The organism is Pseudocolwellia sp. AS88, from assembly GCF_030551755.1.
GTDB lineage: Bacteria > Pseudomonadota > Gammaproteobacteria > Enterobacterales > Alteromonadaceae > Pseudocolwellia.
Genome location: NZ_JAUPEC010000012.1, coordinates 81,629 through 102,175 on the forward strand (window position 1 = coordinate 81,629; position 20,547 = coordinate 102,175).

Genomic DNA, 20,547 nt, shown 5'->3' on the forward strand with positions numbered 1-20,547 from the left:
ATTATTCAGTCAGATAATTTTAACATTCACCGTAAATACCTTTTCCATGGTTATCAATCTTAAGTATGGTTATTTTTTATAAGTTCTTTAATTACTTCATTTGATTTTTCTTGAGATAAATTAACCGCACTGATTGGATAAGGTATCACTATTCCTTCAAGTTTAAAGCGTTTATGTAATGCTTTGATATAGGCTGATTTTATAAAAAATCTATTAAAATATTCTTGAGCTCTTAACATGACAGTAAAATTTATACTTGAATTGTCAAAGGTATGAAAGATAACAAAAGTATCATAGTCATCAATTCCCCACTCGTGAGAAATTAGAATTTCTCTTGCTACTTCCAATGCAACTTGTTCCACTTTTTCTAGATCAGAGTCATAATGAACAGAGCAATCAACAGGCACTGAAAGTTGCTTTTCAGGATAGTAATAATTAATTATTTTAGACTTTGCTAATAGCGAGTTAGGAATGATAATGATGTTGTTAGGTAGCATTTTTATCCATACAGAACGCCAACCAATCTTCTCTACAAAACCTTGTTCTCCAGATTCTAATTCAACGTAGTCGCCAACTCTAATGGGCTTATCAGCCAAAATTTGCATACCAGAAAAAAAGTTTTCAAGCGTTGGTTGAAGCGCCAATGCAACAGCCAAAGAACCTATTCCTAGCGAGGCTACAATAGGTGTTATCGACACACCAAATGTTCCTAAAAGTACCAGCGTACCAATAACGAAAATAATAATTCGTAAGCTACTTCTTACAAGACTTCCGCTGGTTTTGAGTAATGGAGACTGGGATTGATAATAAAGAATGGTTTGTTTGAGCATTCTGTCGATAAACAAAATGAGTGTGAGTATAAATATAACTTTTGATATTAACACTACATCCGGTTTAAATGAGTCATTAATTATTTCTTGTTGTCTGAGTATTCTTTCCGTTGTTAATAAACTAATAGGTACTACGAGTATACTTAGCGGGCGCTTAGATGCTTCAAGTAAAATAGTAGCAAAAGCAAATGAAGATACTTTTGAAATAACGAACAACAAGGTTCGCTTGGTAAGCCAAAATAAGATAGCTATTACTAAGAATAATGAGACCATAGTGACAAGCAGAGGCATTGTATGAAATATGTCAGCAAGCTTATTTAAAAATTGCATTGTTTTATGTTCTCTTGCTCAAGTGATATTTATACCAAACGGATTAATTTATTGAGCTCCCGGAGGGCGAGAATTTAAAGGCTCATATGCCGCGTTATTGATTTTGACAAGGTTCCTACATGGATGTAGGTGCTTAGGTTCAGTCTGGAACTATGAACCTGTGCCTCTAAGCCTTTAAATTCTCGCTAAGTGAGCAATAAATTAACCCGTTTGGTCTTATATGCTTATAAAGTCTATATGCAAAAAACAATCCATAGAGAAATCTCTTATATATCATTTGTATAAGTATTTTAGATGCGAGTTATTTGCCTCATTTCTGTGAAACGTGCACCTTTATAGAGAAGAAAAAAATATGGACTATGTAGATTTGCTGTCTTTAAGCTCATGTTGATTTTAATATGAGGCTGCTTTGAATAGCCTCTTTCAATATCAACACATAAAGTTGAATATGATTAGTGATATAAATAAGGTTTGATGAGAAATAGTTGAATAAATAAAGAACTATTTCTCTGTTTATGATGTCTACTCCACGGTCGAACTATCTAGTATTTTATTAAGTACTTCAAAAAAGTAACCAACTTCCTCAATCGTATTATAGTGAGTAAGACCAACCCGCAATACACCTCCTGACTCGCTTAATGATAATGCCTCGATTAATTTGTCAGCATATAAATGTCCACTCCAAGTGCAAATACTCTTTTCGCCTAGTTTTCTCGCAATATTATTAGGGTCATGAGCTTCAAAAGAGAGTGCAAAAGTGGGGGTACGCCTATTCAAATTGTAATCTGGAATTCCATAAAGCGTGACGTTTTCTAGTCGATTTGTTTCTTCCAAGAACAACTTTGTTAGATACTGCTCATATTCTATGATATTGCTATAAGCATCATCTAACTGTTCATCTAATGTACTGCCTTCACCTAAGGAAGCTATATAATCAACGGCGGAAATAGTTCCTGCTAATGCTTCAAAATTCAGTGTTCCTGTTTCCCAACAATTAGGTGCGTAGTTTGGTGCAGGTATGACTTTATAAGGGTGTAGAGTATTAAGAAGGTGTTTCTTACCATAAACAACCCCAAGATGTGGACCAAAGAATTTATAGACAGAACAGGCTAAAAAATCGCAATCTATTTGCTTAACATTCACACGCCGATGTGGCAGTAGGTGAACAGCATCGATATAACTTATCGCATTGACTGTTTTTGCCTTTTGAACAATATATTCTATATCGGTAAGTGTACCGGTTACGTTGCTAGCTGCAGTAACGGCAACTAAACGTGTTCTTTCATTTAATAACTGATCAAATTGTTGCAAATCGAGTTGACACTGTTTATCGCTGATCGTCAAGTAATGTACTTTAACACCGCGTTCTATTGCTATTCGCTCCCATGCACTGCGATTACCAGCATGGTCTAACTCTGACAAAATAATATTATCACCAGCCTGCCAACTCTCGCTAATTGAACGGCTCATGTGCAAAGTCAGTGTTGTCATATTCGCACCAAATATAATGTTTTCTGAAGATGGTGCTCCAATTAATGTTGCCATACGCTCACGAGCTGTTTGAACCAAAGCCACTGTTTGTTGGCTCGCTAAAAAATGACCGCCAAGATTAGAGTTGCCTTGTTGCAAATAAGCACTTATAGATTCAATAACAACATTAGGAATTTGCGTACCTCCAGGTCCGTCAAAATAAACAGGAGTTGGTTTAACCTGCAATGCGGGAAACTGTTGTCGAATATAATCAATTTTATTCGCTATTTTAGGCTGTAAATACGAAGACATCTCTCACTCCTTTTTGACCTTTTTTGTTAGATAAAATTTCAGAAACATAATGATAATAACGTTTATCATTAAAAATAATGAATTGGTTTTCCTCTAGAACAGTATCAATGTGAGCATGTTGTCCTGTAGCATCGCTAAAAATTCGAGTGTTTCCACCACTGATATCCTCCCGTTTCAAGCAACAAATACCGACATAGTCAAAACCATCTTGATGAATACCTTCTGGTACCGGACTACCAGTACTACCTTCATCACATGTTACCCGAATTTGATGTACTTCTATTACGCCATCAGTATCAGCTCCTAGTGTGTACTCAGCAAAGGATTTAAGTAAATGTTGGAACTCTTCGGTACAGTCAATTTCATCAACCATGGGTGAGAAATCTCGCTCAATATTCCCTACAAGATGATTAATATTTGAAGTTTGGCAAAAAAAAGCATGAGGTAATCGGGTATAGACATCGCCCTTTTTTTCGTAACGTGCATAAGTTCTAAATCGGTAATCACCTTCAATATAAGGATCTTTGGGGAGTTCAGTAAAATAGCGCCCCAAGTTTTGATTAAGGTACTCAGGAGTTTTAAAAGCCGCTAGTAGCAAGTCATTTTTCATTGTTTCATCCTCTATATAAAGTCGCTATTTTACAAATATGTCTTCACCTACCTTTGGATACCTTCGGCTTTTTCCACTTGATAAGTTATAGTTACTATATCAACTACGGACTGTGAAAATTATGCTTTATATCTAACAGACTCGCCATTTTTGAATAATTTATTCAATATAATTCAATTCATAGATAATTTAATTGCTAGTGGTATTATATTGTTAATAATTATTGTGAGATTACAGGTGTAAAATGATAGATACATTAGATAAAACTGATTTAGCTATATTGCAGTTATTACAGATAGACTCCAGCCTTTCAACTTCTGAAATCGCGGAACGTGTCAATTTGTCACAAGCACCCTGTTGGCGAAGAATCCAACGATTAGAAAATAAAGGATATATTCAAAAACGAATAGCGGTATTAAATCGGAAAGCTTTGGGGTTTAGTCTTGTAATGTATACCGAGGTTAAATTAATCGATAATAATCTCAAAACCTTAAAGGAATTTGAATCTGCGGTCTGTAAATACCCCGAAATTACGGAATGCTATTCTATGCTAGGTAATGCTGATTTTTTATTACGCATCGTGACAAAAGACATGCAAAGCTGCGAACACTTTTTTTACCAACATTTATCAAAATTACCTAATATACATGCATTTAATTCTAATGTTGTATTGAGTGAGCTAAAAAACACTCAGGCATTGCCCTTATAATTGATTGGTTCTAAGAATATTTTTGCACTGATTTTTAATGGAACGTGGCTTATTGTCTAAAAAGATAAGCCATGTTGCAGAATATCAATGACCTAACCTTTGAAGGATAACCGAACATGGCACAGCATGATTATAATATTTTAATGAGGTAAAAGCGCTCATTGTGTTGTTTATCTGTAACCATTGTCCTTATTGTGATTGGTATAAGTTGCGTTTTGTATATGTTTTAGCGATTTAGCTGAAGGGGAGGTTGATTAGATATGGAGAGTATATATTGAGCCGATAGAGTCAAGCTTTGACCCTATCGATTTCAACTAGATGAACTTAAAATTCTTATTTCTTAGAAAAACTATTTATATTAGTGACTTCAGGGTAATACAAGTCAGCATCTTGAATTCGATACATTTTGTCTGCTAACCACTTCTTCTGAATACGTTTGCTATAGTTTAAGTAAAGTTTACCATCTGTTATATGCCATGCTTCAGGGTCGATACGGACAGTTGCTTCGTTCGACATACCATAAGCACACCAACCACCATATTGTGCAGCATATTTTTCAGGGTTTTCATTAAATAAAGCTAGATTCTCTTCACTAGAAAACTGCCAAGTTGCATCATGCCAAACAGCTGTAATTTTTTTATCGCCTTTAACTGGCTTGCTTTCAGTAAAATAAGCCACGGTATCATAACCGTCGATGGCGATATTATTGAAGCGACCAGTGTTTACAGCATCGTCTAATGCTAAAGCAGGTAATGCAAAAGCAGTAATAGCAATAACTGCTAAATATTTAAATAAATTTCTCATTTGTGCCCCTTTGATGAATAATGTTTTACTTCTATATTAACCGTTCTATTGAGGTAAAAATTTCAAACAATTACATCTGACCTCGATATTATGCTCAAGCCGCAGATATATAGTCTCATCCCATTGTAATACCTAGTATCAGTTTTAACATCTTTTGACGTGTTAAATTATAAATATTTAAAGCCTCTGTGCTTTCTCGCTATCAAAAAATTTTCCAACAACACGGTTATCGGAGTAAGCATCACATCCACTGAATAATGCACTGATATAGTTGTTTTCTAACTGTTGTAACTTACATAAACAAATAGCGAGGCTATTCTTATCTTTGTTGAGAAAGCTATATTAATCAAACCACATTAATTTTGTGGAGTGCATATATGATAATTAAAGTTACTATGGCTTTTTTGCTTTCAGAAGCTCCTTATGATTGTGAATGAGATTCTTACATCAGATGAAAATAGGCAGAAACACCTCAAATGTTAATAAAAAGTTAATATTGGCAAACCTTTGCTATTAATTTTGTTAAAATTCATTCAAAATAGACGCTATAAAAATAAAGGTCCTTTATTTGTAGGCGAAAAGCATGGCAATGACAGAATCAACAATGATGGCATTAGGTACACAAGCGCCGTCATTTACATTAAAAAACACAGAACATGGTATAACTTCATTATCAGACTTTGATGAAGCAAAAGTGCTTGTTGTGTTATTTATCTGTAATCATTGCCCATATGTTATTCATATAGCACCAAAGCTTGCTGAACTTGCTAAGGAGTATGCGAGCAAAGGTGTTCAGTTTGTTGCTATTAATAGTAATGATGCTGAAAACTTTCCTGCAGATAACTTTGAAAGCATGATCGAGGAAAAAGCATTACGCGATTATACTTTTCCTTATTTATTTGATGAAACACAAGCAGTCGCTAAAGCATTTGATGCGGCATGTACGCCAGATATTTTTGTTTTTGATGAGCAACAGAAACTTGCTTACCGAGGACAATTTGATGCAACCCGCCCGACACGAATTTCGTCAGGTAATTATAATTCTGATAGCCAAGCTACCGGCGCAGATTTACAAGCAGCCATTAATGCCTTATTGGCAAACAAAGCAATCGATACAAAGCAAACACCTTCTATTGGTTGCAATATAAAATGGCAGGCGGGTAACGAACCACAATATTAATAACCACGGGCGTTGTTAACTAGGATAACCCCAAACTAACTTTTTAAAACACAAACACATTATTTATATATTATTTAAGGATTAACATGAAATTACGTACAATTTTAGCTTCATCGCTTTTAGTAGCGACAACATTTTCAGCTAATGCAGAAGGCTTTTTAGATTCAATCAAAAATGCATTCGGTTTTGGTGAAAAGCAAGCGACTGAGCAAGTACAAACGGCAGCAGAAGCAAACACTGTAGTTGAAGATATTAAAGAAGCTACAGGAATAAATACTGATCTGGTTGGCTATGCTTCTGAGCAATTAGGCTTATCTTCAGATATGACTTCAGGTGCATTAGGTGCACTATTTAAAGTTGCTCAAGATAACTTAGGTGATAACTTCTCTTCAATTAGCGAAGCTATTCCTAATGTTGATAGCTACATTGAAAATGCTCCAGCTATAGCTAAATCTTCTTTAGGTGGTTTAGCATCTTCTTTAGGTGGTGATGAATTAGGTCAAGCAGCTGCAAGCTTAGGTTACTTAAACTCAGCATTTGAAAAATTAGGTATTCCGAAAGAAACTATTCTACCTTTAGTAGATACAGTGACTGGTTACTTAGAAGCTAATGATTACGGTACTGCTGCTTCTATGCTTAAGCAAGGCGTTAACTTTTTATAAGTTTTAGCAGATGTATTAAGTTATATCTGACTTGTATTAGCTGAAGAGATTATTGGTTTTTTGTTATGTTTTTCATATACGAATAATCAATAATCTCTTTTTTAATTCTATTTATTAAATCTCGGGTTTAATAAATAATATTACTTGTTTATTATTTATTGTTGTCGATAATTTTTATATTAAATTTTTGTTAAATTAGTTTTAATAAATCAGCTCAATATCTACAAGCCTTGTGTTTCCTCGCTTATGTTTTTTTGTTCTTTAGCACTGTCTTATTTCTTTAAAAATAGTTTAATAATTATCTGGTAATCATCTAAAAATCTGGTAATCTTTCGTCTCGATTAATTATGCCGTTCATAAAACGAACAGCACTTAGGTAAACGCAATGTGAGCCAAATAATTAATTTATCCACAAAACATATAATAATAATAATTAGTTAATTTAAACCTCGTTTTATTAAATTTTCCAGTTATAACAAGTAATTACATCATCGCTTTCGTATCGGTCATCAGATCTTTATGACAATCAACTATGTTTTCAACAAACTTATCCACAATTTCAACTATTCTTTTTAGCTAATTTTCACCTTATAAGTAGAGACAATTAGCGTTATATGGCATTCTTGTTTCAAATTGTCAGTCAGTAAAGAATTATCATGCCAACTTCATCTTTATCTCCGCTCATTCTAGTGGATGGTTCTTCATATTTATTTCGTGCTTACCATGTTCCATATTTACAAGCGTTGTCTACTTCAGATGGTCAATCTACAGGTGCAATAACTGGTGTATTAAATATGCTAGGTAGCTTGAAAAAAGATTACCCAAATGGAAACATCATCGTTATTTTTGATGCTAAAGGTAAAACTTTCCGTAACGATTTGTATCCTGAATACAAAGCTAATCGCCCGCCAATGCCAGACGATTTACGTACTCAAATAGCACCCTTGCATCAAATTGTTGAAGCTATGGGTTTACCGCTATTGGTTATTGAAGGTGTAGAGGCTGATGATGTTATTGGTACTTTAGCTCAACAAGCGAGTGATGCCGGTATAGAAACAGTTATATCTACAGGTGATAAAGATATGGCTCAGTTGGTTACTGAGCATGTGCGTTTAATTAACACCATGACTAATGTTGAGCTTGATGTTGAAGGTGTTAAAGAAAAGTTTGGTGTTCGTCCTGATCAAATAATCGATTATTTAGCTTTAATGGGCGATAAAGTAGATAACATTCCAGGTGTTGAAAAATGTGGGCCTAAAACTGCTGTTAAATGGTTGCTTGAACATGAAACCTTAGATAACGTTATTGCGAATGCCGATAAGGTTAAAGGTAAAATAGGTGAAAACCTACGAAATGCGCTAACTCAACTGCCATTATCTTATGAACTTGCCACAATAAAACTTGATGTTGAGTTAGATGTTTCAGCAAGCAGCTTGGCGCCAACAGAACCTAATATTGAAGCATTAACAGAACTTTATACTAAATATGAATTACGCCGTTTATTGGCAGATCTTTCTAAAGATAAAAACACCAGTAATACTCTTACAGAATCTGCTGATGTAGAAGAGGGGGTAACGGTATCTGATATTGAATCAGAATATGAAACTGTATTAACAAAAGAAGCCTTTGAAGGCTGGATCACTAAACTTAAATCAGCTGATTACTTTGCCTTTGATACTGAAACCACTAGCGTGGAATATATGAAAGCTAAGTTAGTAGGCTTATCATTTAGTGTTGAAGTGGGAAAAGCGGCTTATGTTCCTTTAGCTCATGATTATGAAGGTGCTCCAGAGCAGCTAGATCTAGATTGGGTATTGGCTTTACTGAAACCTCTGCTAGAAGATAAAACCCTCGCTAAAGTTGGTCAAAACTTAAAATACGATGCAAACGTACTTTCTCATTATGATATTCAAATGCAAGGTATTGTATTCGATACCATGATTGAATCTTATTGTTTAAATAGTGTAGCAACACGTCATAATATGGATGCATTGGCTGATAAGTATTTAGGTTATAAAACCGTACATTTTGAAGATATTGCGGGCAAAGGCGCTAAGCAATTAACTTTCAACCAAATCGAAATTGAAAAAGCTAGCCATTATGCTGCTGAAGATGCCGACATCACATTAAGATTGCACGAATCTATTTATCCTAAATTAAGTAAATCTAAAGATCAGTTAAGCGTGTTTAACGAAATAGAAATGCCGCTATTGTCTGTTTTAGCAAGAATGGAACAGCATGGCGTTCTTATTGATAGCTATTTACTCGACCAGCAAAGTCATACTTTAGGAATGCGTTTAAATGAGCTAGAAATTGAAGCTCATAATATTGCAGGACAAAGTTTTAATTTAGGCTCGCCTAAGCAGTTACAAAAAATTCTGTTTGAAGAATTAAAAATACCTGTAATTAAGAAAACACCAAAAGGTGCACCGTCAACGGCTGAAGAAGTGCTGCAAGAGTTGGCGCTTGATTATCCTTTACCTAAAGTGATTTTAGAGAATAGAGGACTAAGCAAACTTAAATCGACTTATACTGATAAGCTTCCTTTATTGGTTAGTGAAAAAACAGGTCGAGTACACACGTCTTATCATCAAGCGGTTACGGCAACGGGTCGTTTATCTTCGACCGATCCAAATTTACAAAATATTCCAATTAGAAGTGAAGAAGGGCGTAAAATCCGCCAAGCGTTTATTGCACCAGATGATCATAAGATTGTGGCAATAGATTACTCTCAAATTGAATTACGTATTATGGCGCATTTGTCTGACGATCCTGGTCTAGTATCTGCGTTCAGTAAAGGTTTAGATGTTCATAAAGCTACGGCCGCAGAAATATTTTCAGTGCCATTAGATGAAGTCACTACAGATCAGCGTCGCAGTGCTAAAGCTGTTAACTTTGGTTTGATATACGGAATGTCTGCTTTTGGCTTAGCTAAGCAACTCGATGTACCGCGTCATAAAGCACAAGAGTACATGGATACTTACTTTGAGCGTTATCCTAATGTGCAAAACTATATGGAAGATACACGTCAAAATGCTACGGAAAATGGTTATGTAGAAACCTTGTTTGGTAGACGTTTGTACTTGCCAGACATTAAGTCTAAAAATGGTATGAGAAGAAAAGGCGCTGAACGTGCTGCGATTAACGCACCAATGCAAGGAACAGCTGCAGATATCATCAAAAAAGCTATGTTAAATGTTGATAAGTGGATAGAGGAACAACAAGATCCGCGTATCAAAATGACTATGCAAGTACACGATGAACTTATCTTCGAGATCCATCAAGATATAGTAGAAGAAACAACTCAAACCCTCGTTCAGTTAATGAATGATGCTGTTACTTTGAGTGTTCCGCTTATTGCTGAAGCAGGAATTGGTGATAATTGGGACGAAGCCCATTAAAAAAGTCACAAGATATTAACAATTTAGCGATAATTACGTAATTTTATTACATTTGGGCTTTACACATTAAGCCCATTTAATCTATAATTCCCTTGTGCTCCTGTTGGACGCTCGTTGTAAGATTGTAATTTTTGAACTTTCCTCATAGTAAAGTATACCGGTGATTCTATCATCGGTTTTTTTTTGCCTAAAAACTAATGAAAGCGCTATCAATTACATTGTCCCATTTATATTCATCGACTATCTCAATCCTTGTTCATTTAATAAATATCGTAATAAAATTACATAACGGTAGGTTAACTACATTAATTAACCTCAGCTCGAGATAATGAATGTCATGAAATCCAATAAAAATAATTGCTTATCAATATGTTAAAGAGCTATCAGAGTACTTTACATGTAAGGTGATGACTCAATAATGCTATTTAAGCGCCTATCTACGTTGGCTGTATGGATGCAGGTAGTTGGTTTTTATCGATAATAAAAAAACGTACTTTTACCCTTAATAACCCGCTATTTGTTTATAAGAATACATTGATAAACACATAAATTTCATCATCGAGAAAGAATTAAGACTTTATATGTTTTTAATTCATTAATCTGAATTGAGGGTAATTAACTTGAATGCTTAATAAGTTATTAAGCCTAACTGATGATTTATATACCCTACAGCTATAAAGCAATTGTAAATAATGATGTCTGCTACTGGTTAAAATTGAATTTTTCGGTTTTAATAAAGCATAGCTTTGCTAATGTTAATATAACCATTTCTTAAGGCACTTCTTTATATTGCCTTTATAGTCTCTACACTTTTGCTTAGGAGCATCAACGTTGAAAAAATGGACTCTTCCTTTACTTATTACTGTTTTGGCTGCCTGTGAAAATACTGCTATTAATCAGGATAAGACCAACGCACCTCTTGGCGAAATTACTTTTGTTGAAAAGGTTGAACAAGTTAGTAATGAAACTGTTATTCCTTATCAAAAATATGTACTAGATAATGGACTCACATTAATTCTTCATACCGATAAGTCAGATCCTTTAGTTCATGTAGATATGACATATCATGTAGGGTCTGGTCGTGAAGAAGTAGGGAAATCAGGTTTTGCTCATTTCTTCGAACACATGATGTTCCAAGGTTCTGAGCATGTTGCCGACGAACAGCATTTTAAATTAGTGACAGAAGCGGGTGGCACCATGAACGGTACTACCAATAGCGACCGTACTAACTATTTTCAAACGGTTCCAGCTAATCAATTAGAAAAAATGTTATGGCTAGAATCTGATCGTATGGGATTTTTACTTGATGCCGTTACACAAGAGAAATTCGAAGTTCAGCGCGAAACCGTAAAAAATGAACGTGGTCAAAGTGTTGATAACCGTCCGTATGGTCGTTTAAACGAACGTGTTGCCGAAGCTTTGTATCCAGAAGGGCATCCATACTCTTGGCCAGTGATAGGTCATATGGAAGATTTAGACCGTGTTGATGTGAACGACTTAAAAGCATTCTTCAAACGTTGGTACGGACCAAACAATGCAACTTTAACTATTGGTGGCGATATTAATACCGCAGAAACCCTAGCTTTAGTGAAAAAATACTTTGGTAGTATTCCGCGTGGCCCTGAAGTGAAGATGCCAGAGAAACCAAGCTTTGAAATTACAGAAGACCGATACATTTCGATGCAAGATAACGTGCATTTGCCATTGATTTACATGTCTTATCCAACAGTGTCTGTTCGTGATGAAGACGAAGCACCTCTTGATTTACTTTCTAGTATTTTAGGTGGTGGTAAAACTTCTTTATTCTACAAAAACTTAGTTAAAAATCAGCTTGCCGTTCAAGCCTCAGTAAGTCATCCATGTGCAGAGTTAGCTTGTACCTTTAATTTATACGCACTACCTCATCCTGCATCAGGAAAGTCGTTAGCTGAAATAGAAAAAGTTATGCGAGATACTTTAGTTGAATTTGAAGCACGTGGTGTTGAAGACGACGATCTAATTAAAGCAAAAGCCGGGATGGAATCGAATTTCGTTTTTGGTTTGCAAAGTGTGCAAGGTAAAGTAAGCCAACTAGCCTCTAATGAAACCTTTAAAGGTAACCCTAATTATATTGCACAAGATATTGCTCGTTATGCTGGCGTAACTAAAGCTGATGTGATGCGTGTGTACAAAAAATATATTAAAGGTAAGCATGGTGTGATCATGAGTGTTGTACCTAATGGCAAGCTTGATATGGCTGCCAGAAAAGATACCTTTACACCTAAACAAAGAACATTTGATAGAACAAAAATAGCAACTAAAATTGCTTCGTTAAATACAGTTAAACCAAAAGATAATTTTGACCGAAACATCATTCCAAAAGCTCAAGCAAATAAACCCGTTATGGTTCCGCAAATGTGGCAAAGCGAGTTAGCTAACGGCATTAAGATTTTGGGTACCGAAAGCCTTGAAACGCCTACAACCTCTTTATTACTTAAAATACCCGCAGGACATTATTATGAGACAAAAGATAAGGCTGGTTTAGTTCATTTACTTGCAGCTATGTTAAATGAATCCACTGCGCTGCGTAGTGCTGAAAGTATGAGTAATGAGTTAGAAAAACTCGGTAGTTCAGTTCATATCTCATCTTCAGACGAATACCTTAGTGTAAGTGTGAACTCATTAACTAAGCATTTAAATGCAACCATGGCATTAGTTAACGAAAAGCTGATGCAGCCAGCATTTATTGAAAGCGAGTTTCAGCGTAATCAAAATAATGCGATTCAGGGCGTAAATAACAACAAAAAAGATGCCGGTTACTTAGCTTCTACAGCTTTTAACCAACTGTTACAGGCTGATAATATTGCGGCTATGCCAAGTGGCGGTACTGAAGAGACATTGAAGAATATCACTTTAGACGATGTTAAAGCTTTTTACGCTAAGCAAATTAAACCAAGCGGCGGACAGTTGATTGTTGTATCTGATCTTAAAAAAGAAGAGCTGCTTAAAACCTTTGATGTATTTAAAGCATGGCAAGGTGAGGGGCAAAGTCTTGATCTGACTTTACCAGTACCTAATACAAAAATGGGTGTTATTTATTTAGTAAATAAAGACGATGCTGCACAATCAGTTATTCGTATGGGTAAACGTTCAATCACTCAAGATATAACAGGCGAATACTATAAATCGTACTTAATGAACTTCCCATTAGGTGGTGATTTTAACAGTCGTATCAATCTAAACTTACGTGAAGACAAAGGTTATACCTACGGCGCACGTTCATATTTCAGTGCCGACAAACTTGCTGGGGCATTTATAGCAAGTGCAGAAGTGAGGGCTGATGTAACCGATAAATCTATTATTGAGTTTGTGAACGAAATTAAGAATTACACACAAAATGGTATTACAGCAGAAGAACTTGAGTTTATGCGCAAAGCTATTAATCAAAAAGACGCGTTAAAGTATGAAACACCACGCGCTAAACTTGGCTTCTTAGCACAGATCTTAGAGCATGACTTATCACCAGACTTTGTTAAAGAACGTAACGAAATTGTTGAAAACATCACAGCTGAAGAAATTAATGCGCTAGCTAAAAAGCATTTAAACTTGAGTGATATGTTAACGGTTGTTGTGGGTGATGCGAGTGTGTTAAAACCTCAACTTGAAGCGTTAGGTTATGAAGTTATAGATTATAAAATTTGATAAGCTACTTTAATTAAATTGTTTAAATAAAAAACCTGCATTGTTGCAGGTTTTTTTATCTCAGTGGTTTTATACTAGCGCTTTATAACTTGCGCCCTAAGCGTTTTTCAATTTGTTTCTTTTCCCATTGAGGGCTGAAAAAACTGAAGACTTCAAACACTGAAAGTCCGTGAGAAATAACCCCAACTCCCCAACCTAAAGCAGGCCATATCACCCAAATATAATTTGGACTTGTTACTAAATTAATAATAACTAATAAGGTCATCACACAAGCATATTTTATGAGATGCGAATAAAAGCCTTTTATATCTTTTACATATTCAATAGCACTGGCTTCATCTTGACTGATAGATGCCTGAGCTGAATTAGATGTAGAGTTTGGTTGAGCTGTACTGTCGTTCATTTCCTTCTCCTGTGTTAAGTCGGTGAGTTCTATTTCAAAAACAGCAGCTAAAGATTTTAAAGATTCAACACTGGCATTTTGACCTCGTTCAATTCTTTGAATAGTACGAATACTTAAACCACTAAACTCAGATAATTGTTCTTGAGACCATCCTTGCTGTAATCTTAATTTTCTAACGATCATTGTTTCTTCCTTAGCTGTTATCTGCATTCTATTTTGAACTAAACTTAGCTCTTAACACCACGTCATCATGACGACACTTACAGGACAATACTTTAATATCAAACAGTTATCATTAAACGATGACAGATTGAAGTCATATTTATTATGGACCTATTTGAGCAAAGTGAATGTTTTTTTTCAAAACCCATCAAGAATTAAAGAAAAGCATAGCGGTTTATGATGGCTATTTACAGATGATTTTTAAAAGGTGAAGGAGAATTTTACCAAGTCCATAAGAGGTATTATTGTGGGGGAAACTTATGTATCCCAGTATGTTTATTTTGAGGATAAACATACTGTGTCCATATGAATGCTGAGTAGGTTGGTAAAGCTGATTTTATCTCTTAGTTAGAGTAAAATTTTATCTCCTTGAACTGCCATGATGAAGTTTAAGCCTAAGGTGTTATGTTGCTTTAATTCTTTCTTGATAATTTCTCTGGCATTAACGTCTTTTAATGTACTACTTTTAACATGACTAATTATCACTTTAGTTTTTTGTAATAAGCTTGGATCATCAAGTAGAGATGAAAAATGGGTTAACTCTTTGGTTAGCCATTTAGGTGTTAAATGGCCGTACAATAACTTGTCGTCACGGTCATCAGGAAATGATACTTCTATCACAATACCACGTAGATTTTTATGCTGAACTTGCTTAGCAAGGTATTGCCATACGTGTGTAAGCTTGTTTTCTTTTTCTAGTTCATCAGGTCCTGTATCACCAAAATAAATCATAATATCTTTGTTGTTTTCAATCACGAAAGCAGAAGATTCAACAGGGTGACTCAAGCTAAAGGTTTTTACGTTTAAAGAGGTATTGGGGATCTTAATGGTTTGTTGCAGAGGTAAATCAACCATCTTATATTTGTTTAAATGAGGTAAAGTCCCTCGGTCGGAAAAGTTTGCCCAACCTTGCCAATTAAAGTAACTGTTACTTATTGTTTTATTAACTGAAGGCAATGCATAAATTGGTTTAGAATTATCATCAGGTGATGCGATTAATAAACCTGAAATGTGATCTAAATGCCCATGGCTTATCATATATGCAGCTATATGGTTATGTAAGATATTGATTCTCGGAATAGTTTTTTGGGTGTGGTCTATATCAAGATCATCAAATGCATTTTTCTCTAACGACTTTTCAATACCATTTAATAGAGTCCCAGCATCAAGACCAATGTATTTATTATCAGCTAAAGCTCTTAGCAGAAAGGCGCTTAAATTACCGTCTCGTGTTCCTCCTGTATCACCTAAAACAATCAGTTCAAAAGCTGGCTCTGTATTCGTGTTAATTTCTTTCGACGCTAAACTCAATGAAAAGCATGCGATTAATATTAGCGAGATTGAGGTGATATGTTTAAACATAATATTTTTTATCCGAATTTTTTGCGTCGTTTTATCATCATAAACATCTGAGGTTAAAAGATAATAAATTAAGATATGGATAAATCTGATGGTACAAGTTTATAACAATGATATCTGCATTTATTTTTGCAATAAATAAACAATGATTAAGTGAGTACCTGATATATGTACGAAGTTATCAGTTTCATCTTCAGGCGTATTAGTGATTTTAAGTAGATGACCTGCAGCTAACTTTATAACTTGTTGAGACGTGTTAACCACTAACTCTGCATCGCGATATAAGCTATAAACAAAGCATAAATCGGCTTTTTCTAGAGGATGTTCAACGGCTTTATTTTGCGTAATAACCTTGGTATCAAAACATTCGGTACGGGTAATAATGTTGAAGTCGGTTATTTCACCTGAATGTAAATTACCTACTGTTTTATCTCCACCATCGAAGGTCGCCATATCAAGTAAGTTATTGAGTTTATCTATTTTGCTGTCGTTGTGTTGTAAGTTTAGTCCGTTACCTTCAATTAAAATAAGATTGCGAGTGTAGCCAGTGAAGTTAGAAAAAACACCATCTTCAACTACGCTCGCCATGCTTAAACGCCAATCAAAATTGTTTAACGTTCCGCCACTATTAATTGCCAGTTCTGTGGTTTCGCCTAAGCCATTTTTCCATGCAACTGTTTTGAATTGTTTAGGGGCGATTATGTTAATCATGTCAGTTTGTTTTAGCTAAAGTATTTAGCATGAAAACGTATATGCTCTTCAATAAAACTCGCGATAAAAAAGTAACTGTGATCATAACCGTCATGCTGATTTATGGTGATCGGGTAGTTAGCTGCTTCCGCTTGTGTTATTAGGTTTTCAGGCTTAAGTTGCTCAGCTAAAAAATTATCTGCTAAACCTTGCTCAATTAACATAGGTAACTGTGGTGACGATTGCTTTATAAGCTCACAGGCGTCGTATTCTCGCCATGTTTCTACATTTTCACCTAAGTATGCCGTGAATGCTTTTTGACCCCAAGGACAGTTAATAGGATTAACAATAGGGCTAAAAGCAGATACCGATGAATAGCGAGATGTGTTTTTTAGCGCAATAGTTAAAGCGCCATGACCACCCATTGAATGTCCGCTAATGGCTCGCTGATTTGATACAGGAAAGTTAGCTTCAATTAACTCAGGCAGTTCATTCACCACATAATCGTACACTTGGTAATGATCAGCCCAAGGCGCTTGGGTCGCATTAACATAAAAACCAGCACCTTGACCTAAATCGTAACCTTCATCATTCGCAATATTTTCACCGCGCGGACTAGTGTCCGGACATATAATCGCTATACCTAATTCAGCGGCAATACGCTGTGCACCTGCTTTTTGTACAAAGTTCTCATCAGTACAAGTTAAGCCAGAAAGCCAATATAAAACGGGTACTTTATTAGTTTCACTAGCTTGAGGTGGCAAGTAAATCGCAAATTGCATAACACAGTTTGTGCTAATTGATTGATGAGTAAACTGTTGTTGTTTACCATCAAACATTTTCACGTTACTGACTTGAGTTAAGCTGCTTTGTGTTGAATGAGTGTGAGTTACCATAATATATTTTCGCCAGGCTTATTTATGATTAAAATGAATAACGCTTCGAATACTCTTACCTTCATGCATTAAATCAAAAGCATCGTTAATACCTTCAAGTGCCATGGTATGAGTAATAAAGTCATCTAATTTGAATTCACCGGCTAAGTAACGCTCTACATATTCTGGTAATTCTGTACGACCTTTAACACCACCAAATGCTGTGCCACGCCATACTCTACCTGTAACCAGTTGGAACGGACGTGTTGAAATCTCTTTGCCAGCACCCGCAACACCAATGATCACTGATTCGCCCCAACCTTTATGACAACACTCAAGTGCTGAACGCATAATGTCTACGTTACCAATACATTCAAACGAGTAATCTACACCGCCATCTGTTAATTCAACGATAACGTCTTGAATGGGTTTGTCGTGATCTTTCGGGTTAATACAATCTGTTGCACCTAATTTCTTAGCAAGATCAAACTTACTTTCATTAATGTCGATAACAATAATGCGTGAAGCTTTTGCCATGGTTGCACCAATAATTGCAGATAAACCAATGCCACCTAAACCGAAAATAGCAACAGTGTCGCCTTCTTCAACTTTAGCGGTATTCATTACTGCGCCCATGCCTGTTGTAACCCCACAACCTAATAAACAAACTTCTTCAAGCGGTGCTTTAGGGTTTACTTTAGCTAATGAGATTTCAGGTAAAACTGTGTATTCAGAAAATGTAGAACAGCCCATGTAATGGTAAATAGGTTGGCCATCTTTATAAAAACGTGTGGTGCCATCAGGCATTAAACCTTTACCTTGCGTTTCACGGATTTGCTGACATAAATTCGTTTTACCTGATAAACAGAATTTACATTCACGACACTCAGGTGTGTAAAGTGGAATAACATGATCGCCAACGGCAACGCTTGTTACACCTTCGCCAACTTGTTCAACAATACCGCCACCTTCATGACCAAGAATGGCTGGAAAAATACCTTCTGGATCTTCGCCAGAAAGAGTGAATGCATCCGTATGACATACACCTGAAGCGATAATTTTTACTAATACTTCGCCTTTTCTTGGCAGCATCACATCGACTTCTTCAATACTTAATGGCTGGTTTGGACCCCATGCGATAGCGGCTTTTGATTTAATAAATTTGTCAGTCATGCTTGATACCTTTCACGGTTAAATTTTTTAAAGTGTAGAGTTTCAATCTAATGATTGCCCAATATATTTAATGTATTTACATAAAAATTAGGATCTACGGAGATAGTTGGATCAGCTGTTTTTATTTCAACGTCTGTCCATGTTGACGTTGGTGTGATCCATGTTTCTTTATTATTGATAAAAATCTTAATGGGCATAGTAAAATCGTCAACGACATTACTCCATTTAACTTTCAATATGGTACCTTTAACAAAGTATTCCAAGGTAGGTATACGTATATCTCTTAAATATTGATCAAACACTTTTGAAAAATCATGACCTGTTGTTTGATTGATGTATTGCTCAACCTGTTGAGTGGTAACTGTTTGATGGAAAAATGTTTTGTTCAAGCCTCGTAGTAACTCGCGCCAAGTGGTATCGTTATTGACTACTTGTCTGATGGTATGCAGCATATTGGCGCCTTTGTCGTACATGTCGCCAGAGCCTTCTTGATGAATATTGTAAGTGCCTATGATAGGGCTTTTATTTTTAATATTCATACGTTGACCACGCACATATTCGAAACTTTTTTCTTTACCAAAATGATACTCAACAAATAAGCTTTCAGAGTAACTCGTAAAACTTTCATGTATCCACATATCAGCAATATCTACGCTGGTAATATTGTTGGCAAACCACTCATGACCTGTTTCATGCACAATAATAAAATCGAAAAGCATGCCAACACCTGTTTGACTGCGGTCTGAACCTAAATAACCGTTTTGATAACCATTGCCATAAGTCACTGAACTTTGATGTTCCATACCTAAGTAAGGTGCTTCAACTAGCTTGTAGCTGTCTTCATAAAATGGGTAAGGACCAAACCAATGTTCTAATGCTTCAATGGTGCGCTTTGCCTCTTTAAATTGCTTTTTGGCTTTAGTTAAATTATCGCGTAAAACATAATAATTCATATCAAGCTTGCCGTTTTCGCCTTGATAAACTTCATTAAAATTAACATAGTCACCAATGTTAATATTTACGCCATAGTTATTAATTGGGTTTGTTACTTCCCAGTGATAAGTTTTGGTTTTAGCTGCTTTGTTGTGATCAATATGAGTGAGGCGCCCATTCGACACATCAAACAAATGCTCTGGTACTTCAACACTCATTAATACGCCATCATTAGGTTCGTCGTAGGCATGATCTTTATTTGGCCACCAAATACTTGCGCCTAAACCTTGGCAAGATGAAGCAATAAAATCGATATCATTTTCGTCTTTATTCCAAGTAATACCGCCATCCCAAGGAGCTTTTATCGCTTCTTTTGGAATACCTGAAAAATGCATCACTACCGCATATTCTTTACCTATTTCGGCATTAGGCAAAGCATTAATAAAATACGAATAACCTTGTTGAGTAAAGGTTAAAGTTTGGCCGTTTTGAGTCACTTTATATAATGTTAAAGGTTGCTGTAGCTCTACTTGTAGTGCTTTTTGTTGGCTTGAAACCACATATTTCATGGTGTTTGTGCCAGAAATAGATTTGTTTTCTGGGTCAACTTTTATATCAAGATGATAATGAGTTAAATCCCACCATGAACGCTCAGGTGTAATTGAACCGCGTAAAATATCTTGTTGAGTCACTTCACCTTTAGACGCAAAAAGTTGTGCTGCTAAAGCCTGTGAGCTTGGTAATAAAACTGCGATAAATAATAAGTTTGTTATTAATCGCTTTAGACTGAAGACTGTTGAGTTACGTTGAAACATTGTCATTGCTTTTCCATGAAGAATATAAGGCGTTAGTTTTTCATATTAGTAATAGCGTATTACACCATAACAAGCGCAGAAATAATAT

At 35.6% G+C, this 20,547-nt stretch carries 15 protein-coding genes; 5 read left to right on the forward strand and 10 right to left on the reverse strand.

Annotated elements, in window-relative coordinates:
* Positions 1–59: 59 nt before the first annotated feature.
* The 3 genes from Q5N69_RS10385 to Q5N69_RS10395 form a co-directional block, all read right to left on the reverse strand.
* The gene (locus tag Q5N69_RS10385) at positions 60–1,121 is read right to left on the reverse strand and encodes a mechanosensitive ion channel family protein (RefSeq protein ID WP_304368881.1); all 1,062 of its coding nucleotides are present in this window, start codon (positions 1,119–1,121) and stop codon (positions 60–62) included.
* A 561-nt stretch (positions 1,122–1,682) separates the two neighbouring features.
* A complete protein-coding gene (locus tag Q5N69_RS10390; protein ID WP_304368847.1) occupies positions 1,683–2,942 on the reverse strand; it encodes a cysteine desulfurase-like protein in 1,260 nt (419 codons plus the stop codon).
* A complete protein-coding gene (locus tag Q5N69_RS10395) occupies positions 2,920–3,552 on the reverse strand; it encodes a 2OG-Fe dioxygenase family protein (RefSeq protein ID WP_304368848.1) in 633 nt (210 codons plus the stop codon). The genes Q5N69_RS10390 and Q5N69_RS10395 overlap by 23 nt, the downstream gene beginning before the upstream one ends.
* Before the next feature lie 244 nt (positions 3,553–3,796).
* On the opposite strand from Q5N69_RS10395, the gene Q5N69_RS10400 reads away from it, so the two are divergent.
* A complete protein-coding gene (locus Q5N69_RS10400) occupies positions 3,797–4,261 on the forward strand; it encodes an Lrp/AsnC family transcriptional regulator (RefSeq protein ID WP_304368849.1) in 465 nt (154 codons plus the stop codon).
* 333 nt (positions 4,262–4,594) lie between these two features.
* On the opposite strand, the gene Q5N69_RS10405 is transcribed toward Q5N69_RS10400, so the two are convergent.
* Positions 4,595–5,065, reverse strand: a complete 471-nt coding sequence (locus Q5N69_RS10405; protein WP_304368850.1) for a YHS domain-containing (seleno)protein — start codon at positions 5,063–5,065, stop codon at positions 4,595–4,597.
* A gap of 583 nt (positions 5,066–5,648) precedes the next feature.
* Here Q5N69_RS10405 and Q5N69_RS10410 point away from each other — a divergent pair.
* The 4 genes from Q5N69_RS10410 to Q5N69_RS10425 all read left to right on the forward strand — a co-directional run bounded on the left by Q5N69_RS10410 (position 5,649) and on the right by Q5N69_RS10425 (position 13,989).
* Entirely contained in the window at positions 5,649–6,245 is a 597-nt protein-coding gene (locus Q5N69_RS10410; protein ID WP_304368851.1) for a thioredoxin family protein, read from the forward strand.
* An 86-nt stretch (positions 6,246–6,331) separates the two neighbouring features.
* The gene (locus Q5N69_RS10415) at positions 6,332–6,907 is read left to right on the forward strand and encodes a DUF2780 domain-containing protein (protein WP_304368852.1); all 576 of its coding nucleotides are present in this window, start codon (positions 6,332–6,334) and stop codon (positions 6,905–6,907) included.
* Positions 6,908–7,563: 656 nt separating this feature from the next.
* Complete coding sequence (polA, locus tag Q5N69_RS10420; RefSeq protein ID WP_304368853.1) at positions 7,564–10,308, forward strand: DNA polymerase I; 2,745 nt, start codon at positions 7,564–7,566, stop codon at positions 10,306–10,308.
* 867 nt (positions 10,309–11,175) lie between these two features.
* Positions 11,176–13,989: a pitrilysin family protein gene (locus Q5N69_RS10425; RefSeq protein ID WP_342866558.1), complete on the forward strand. Its 2,814-nt coding sequence runs from the start codon at positions 11,176–11,178 to the stop codon at positions 13,987–13,989.
* A gap of 82 nt (positions 13,990–14,071) precedes the next feature.
* Here Q5N69_RS10425 and Q5N69_RS10430 read toward each other — a convergent pair whose 3' ends face one another.
* From Q5N69_RS10430 to Q5N69_RS10455, 6 genes are all read right to left on the reverse strand, one after another.
* Positions 14,072–14,575 carry a 2TM domain-containing protein gene (locus Q5N69_RS10430; protein ID WP_304368855.1) on the reverse strand — a complete coding sequence of 168 codons (504 nt, stop codon included), beginning with the start codon at positions 14,573–14,575 and terminating at the stop codon, positions 14,072–14,074.
* 387 nt (positions 14,576–14,962) lie between these two features.
* A complete protein-coding gene (locus tag Q5N69_RS10435) occupies positions 14,963–15,976 on the reverse strand; it encodes an MBL fold metallo-hydrolase (RefSeq protein ID WP_304368856.1) in 1,014 nt (337 codons plus the stop codon).
* A gap of 120 nt (positions 15,977–16,096) precedes the next feature.
* Positions 16,097–16,684 (reverse strand): HutD family protein, encoded by a 588-nt coding sequence (locus Q5N69_RS10440; protein WP_304368857.1) that lies wholly within the window; start codon positions 16,682–16,684, stop codon positions 16,097–16,099.
* Positions 16,685–16,695: 11 nt separating this feature from the next.
* A complete protein-coding gene (gene fghA / locus Q5N69_RS10445; RefSeq protein ID WP_304368858.1) occupies positions 16,696–17,559 on the reverse strand; it encodes an S-formylglutathione hydrolase in 864 nt (287 codons plus the stop codon).
* A gap of 18 nt (positions 17,560–17,577) precedes the next feature.
* On the reverse strand, positions 17,578–18,711 hold the full coding sequence (locus tag Q5N69_RS10450) for an S-(hydroxymethyl)glutathione dehydrogenase/class III alcohol dehydrogenase (protein WP_304368859.1): 1,134 nt from the start codon (positions 18,709–18,711) through the stop codon (positions 17,578–17,580).
* 47 nt (positions 18,712–18,758) lie between these two features.
* Positions 18,759–20,465, reverse strand: coding sequence for a M1 family metallopeptidase (locus Q5N69_RS10455; RefSeq protein ID WP_304368860.1), 1,707 nt, complete (start codon positions 20,463–20,465; stop codon positions 18,759–18,761).
* Positions 20,466–20,547: the final 82 nt, after the last annotated feature.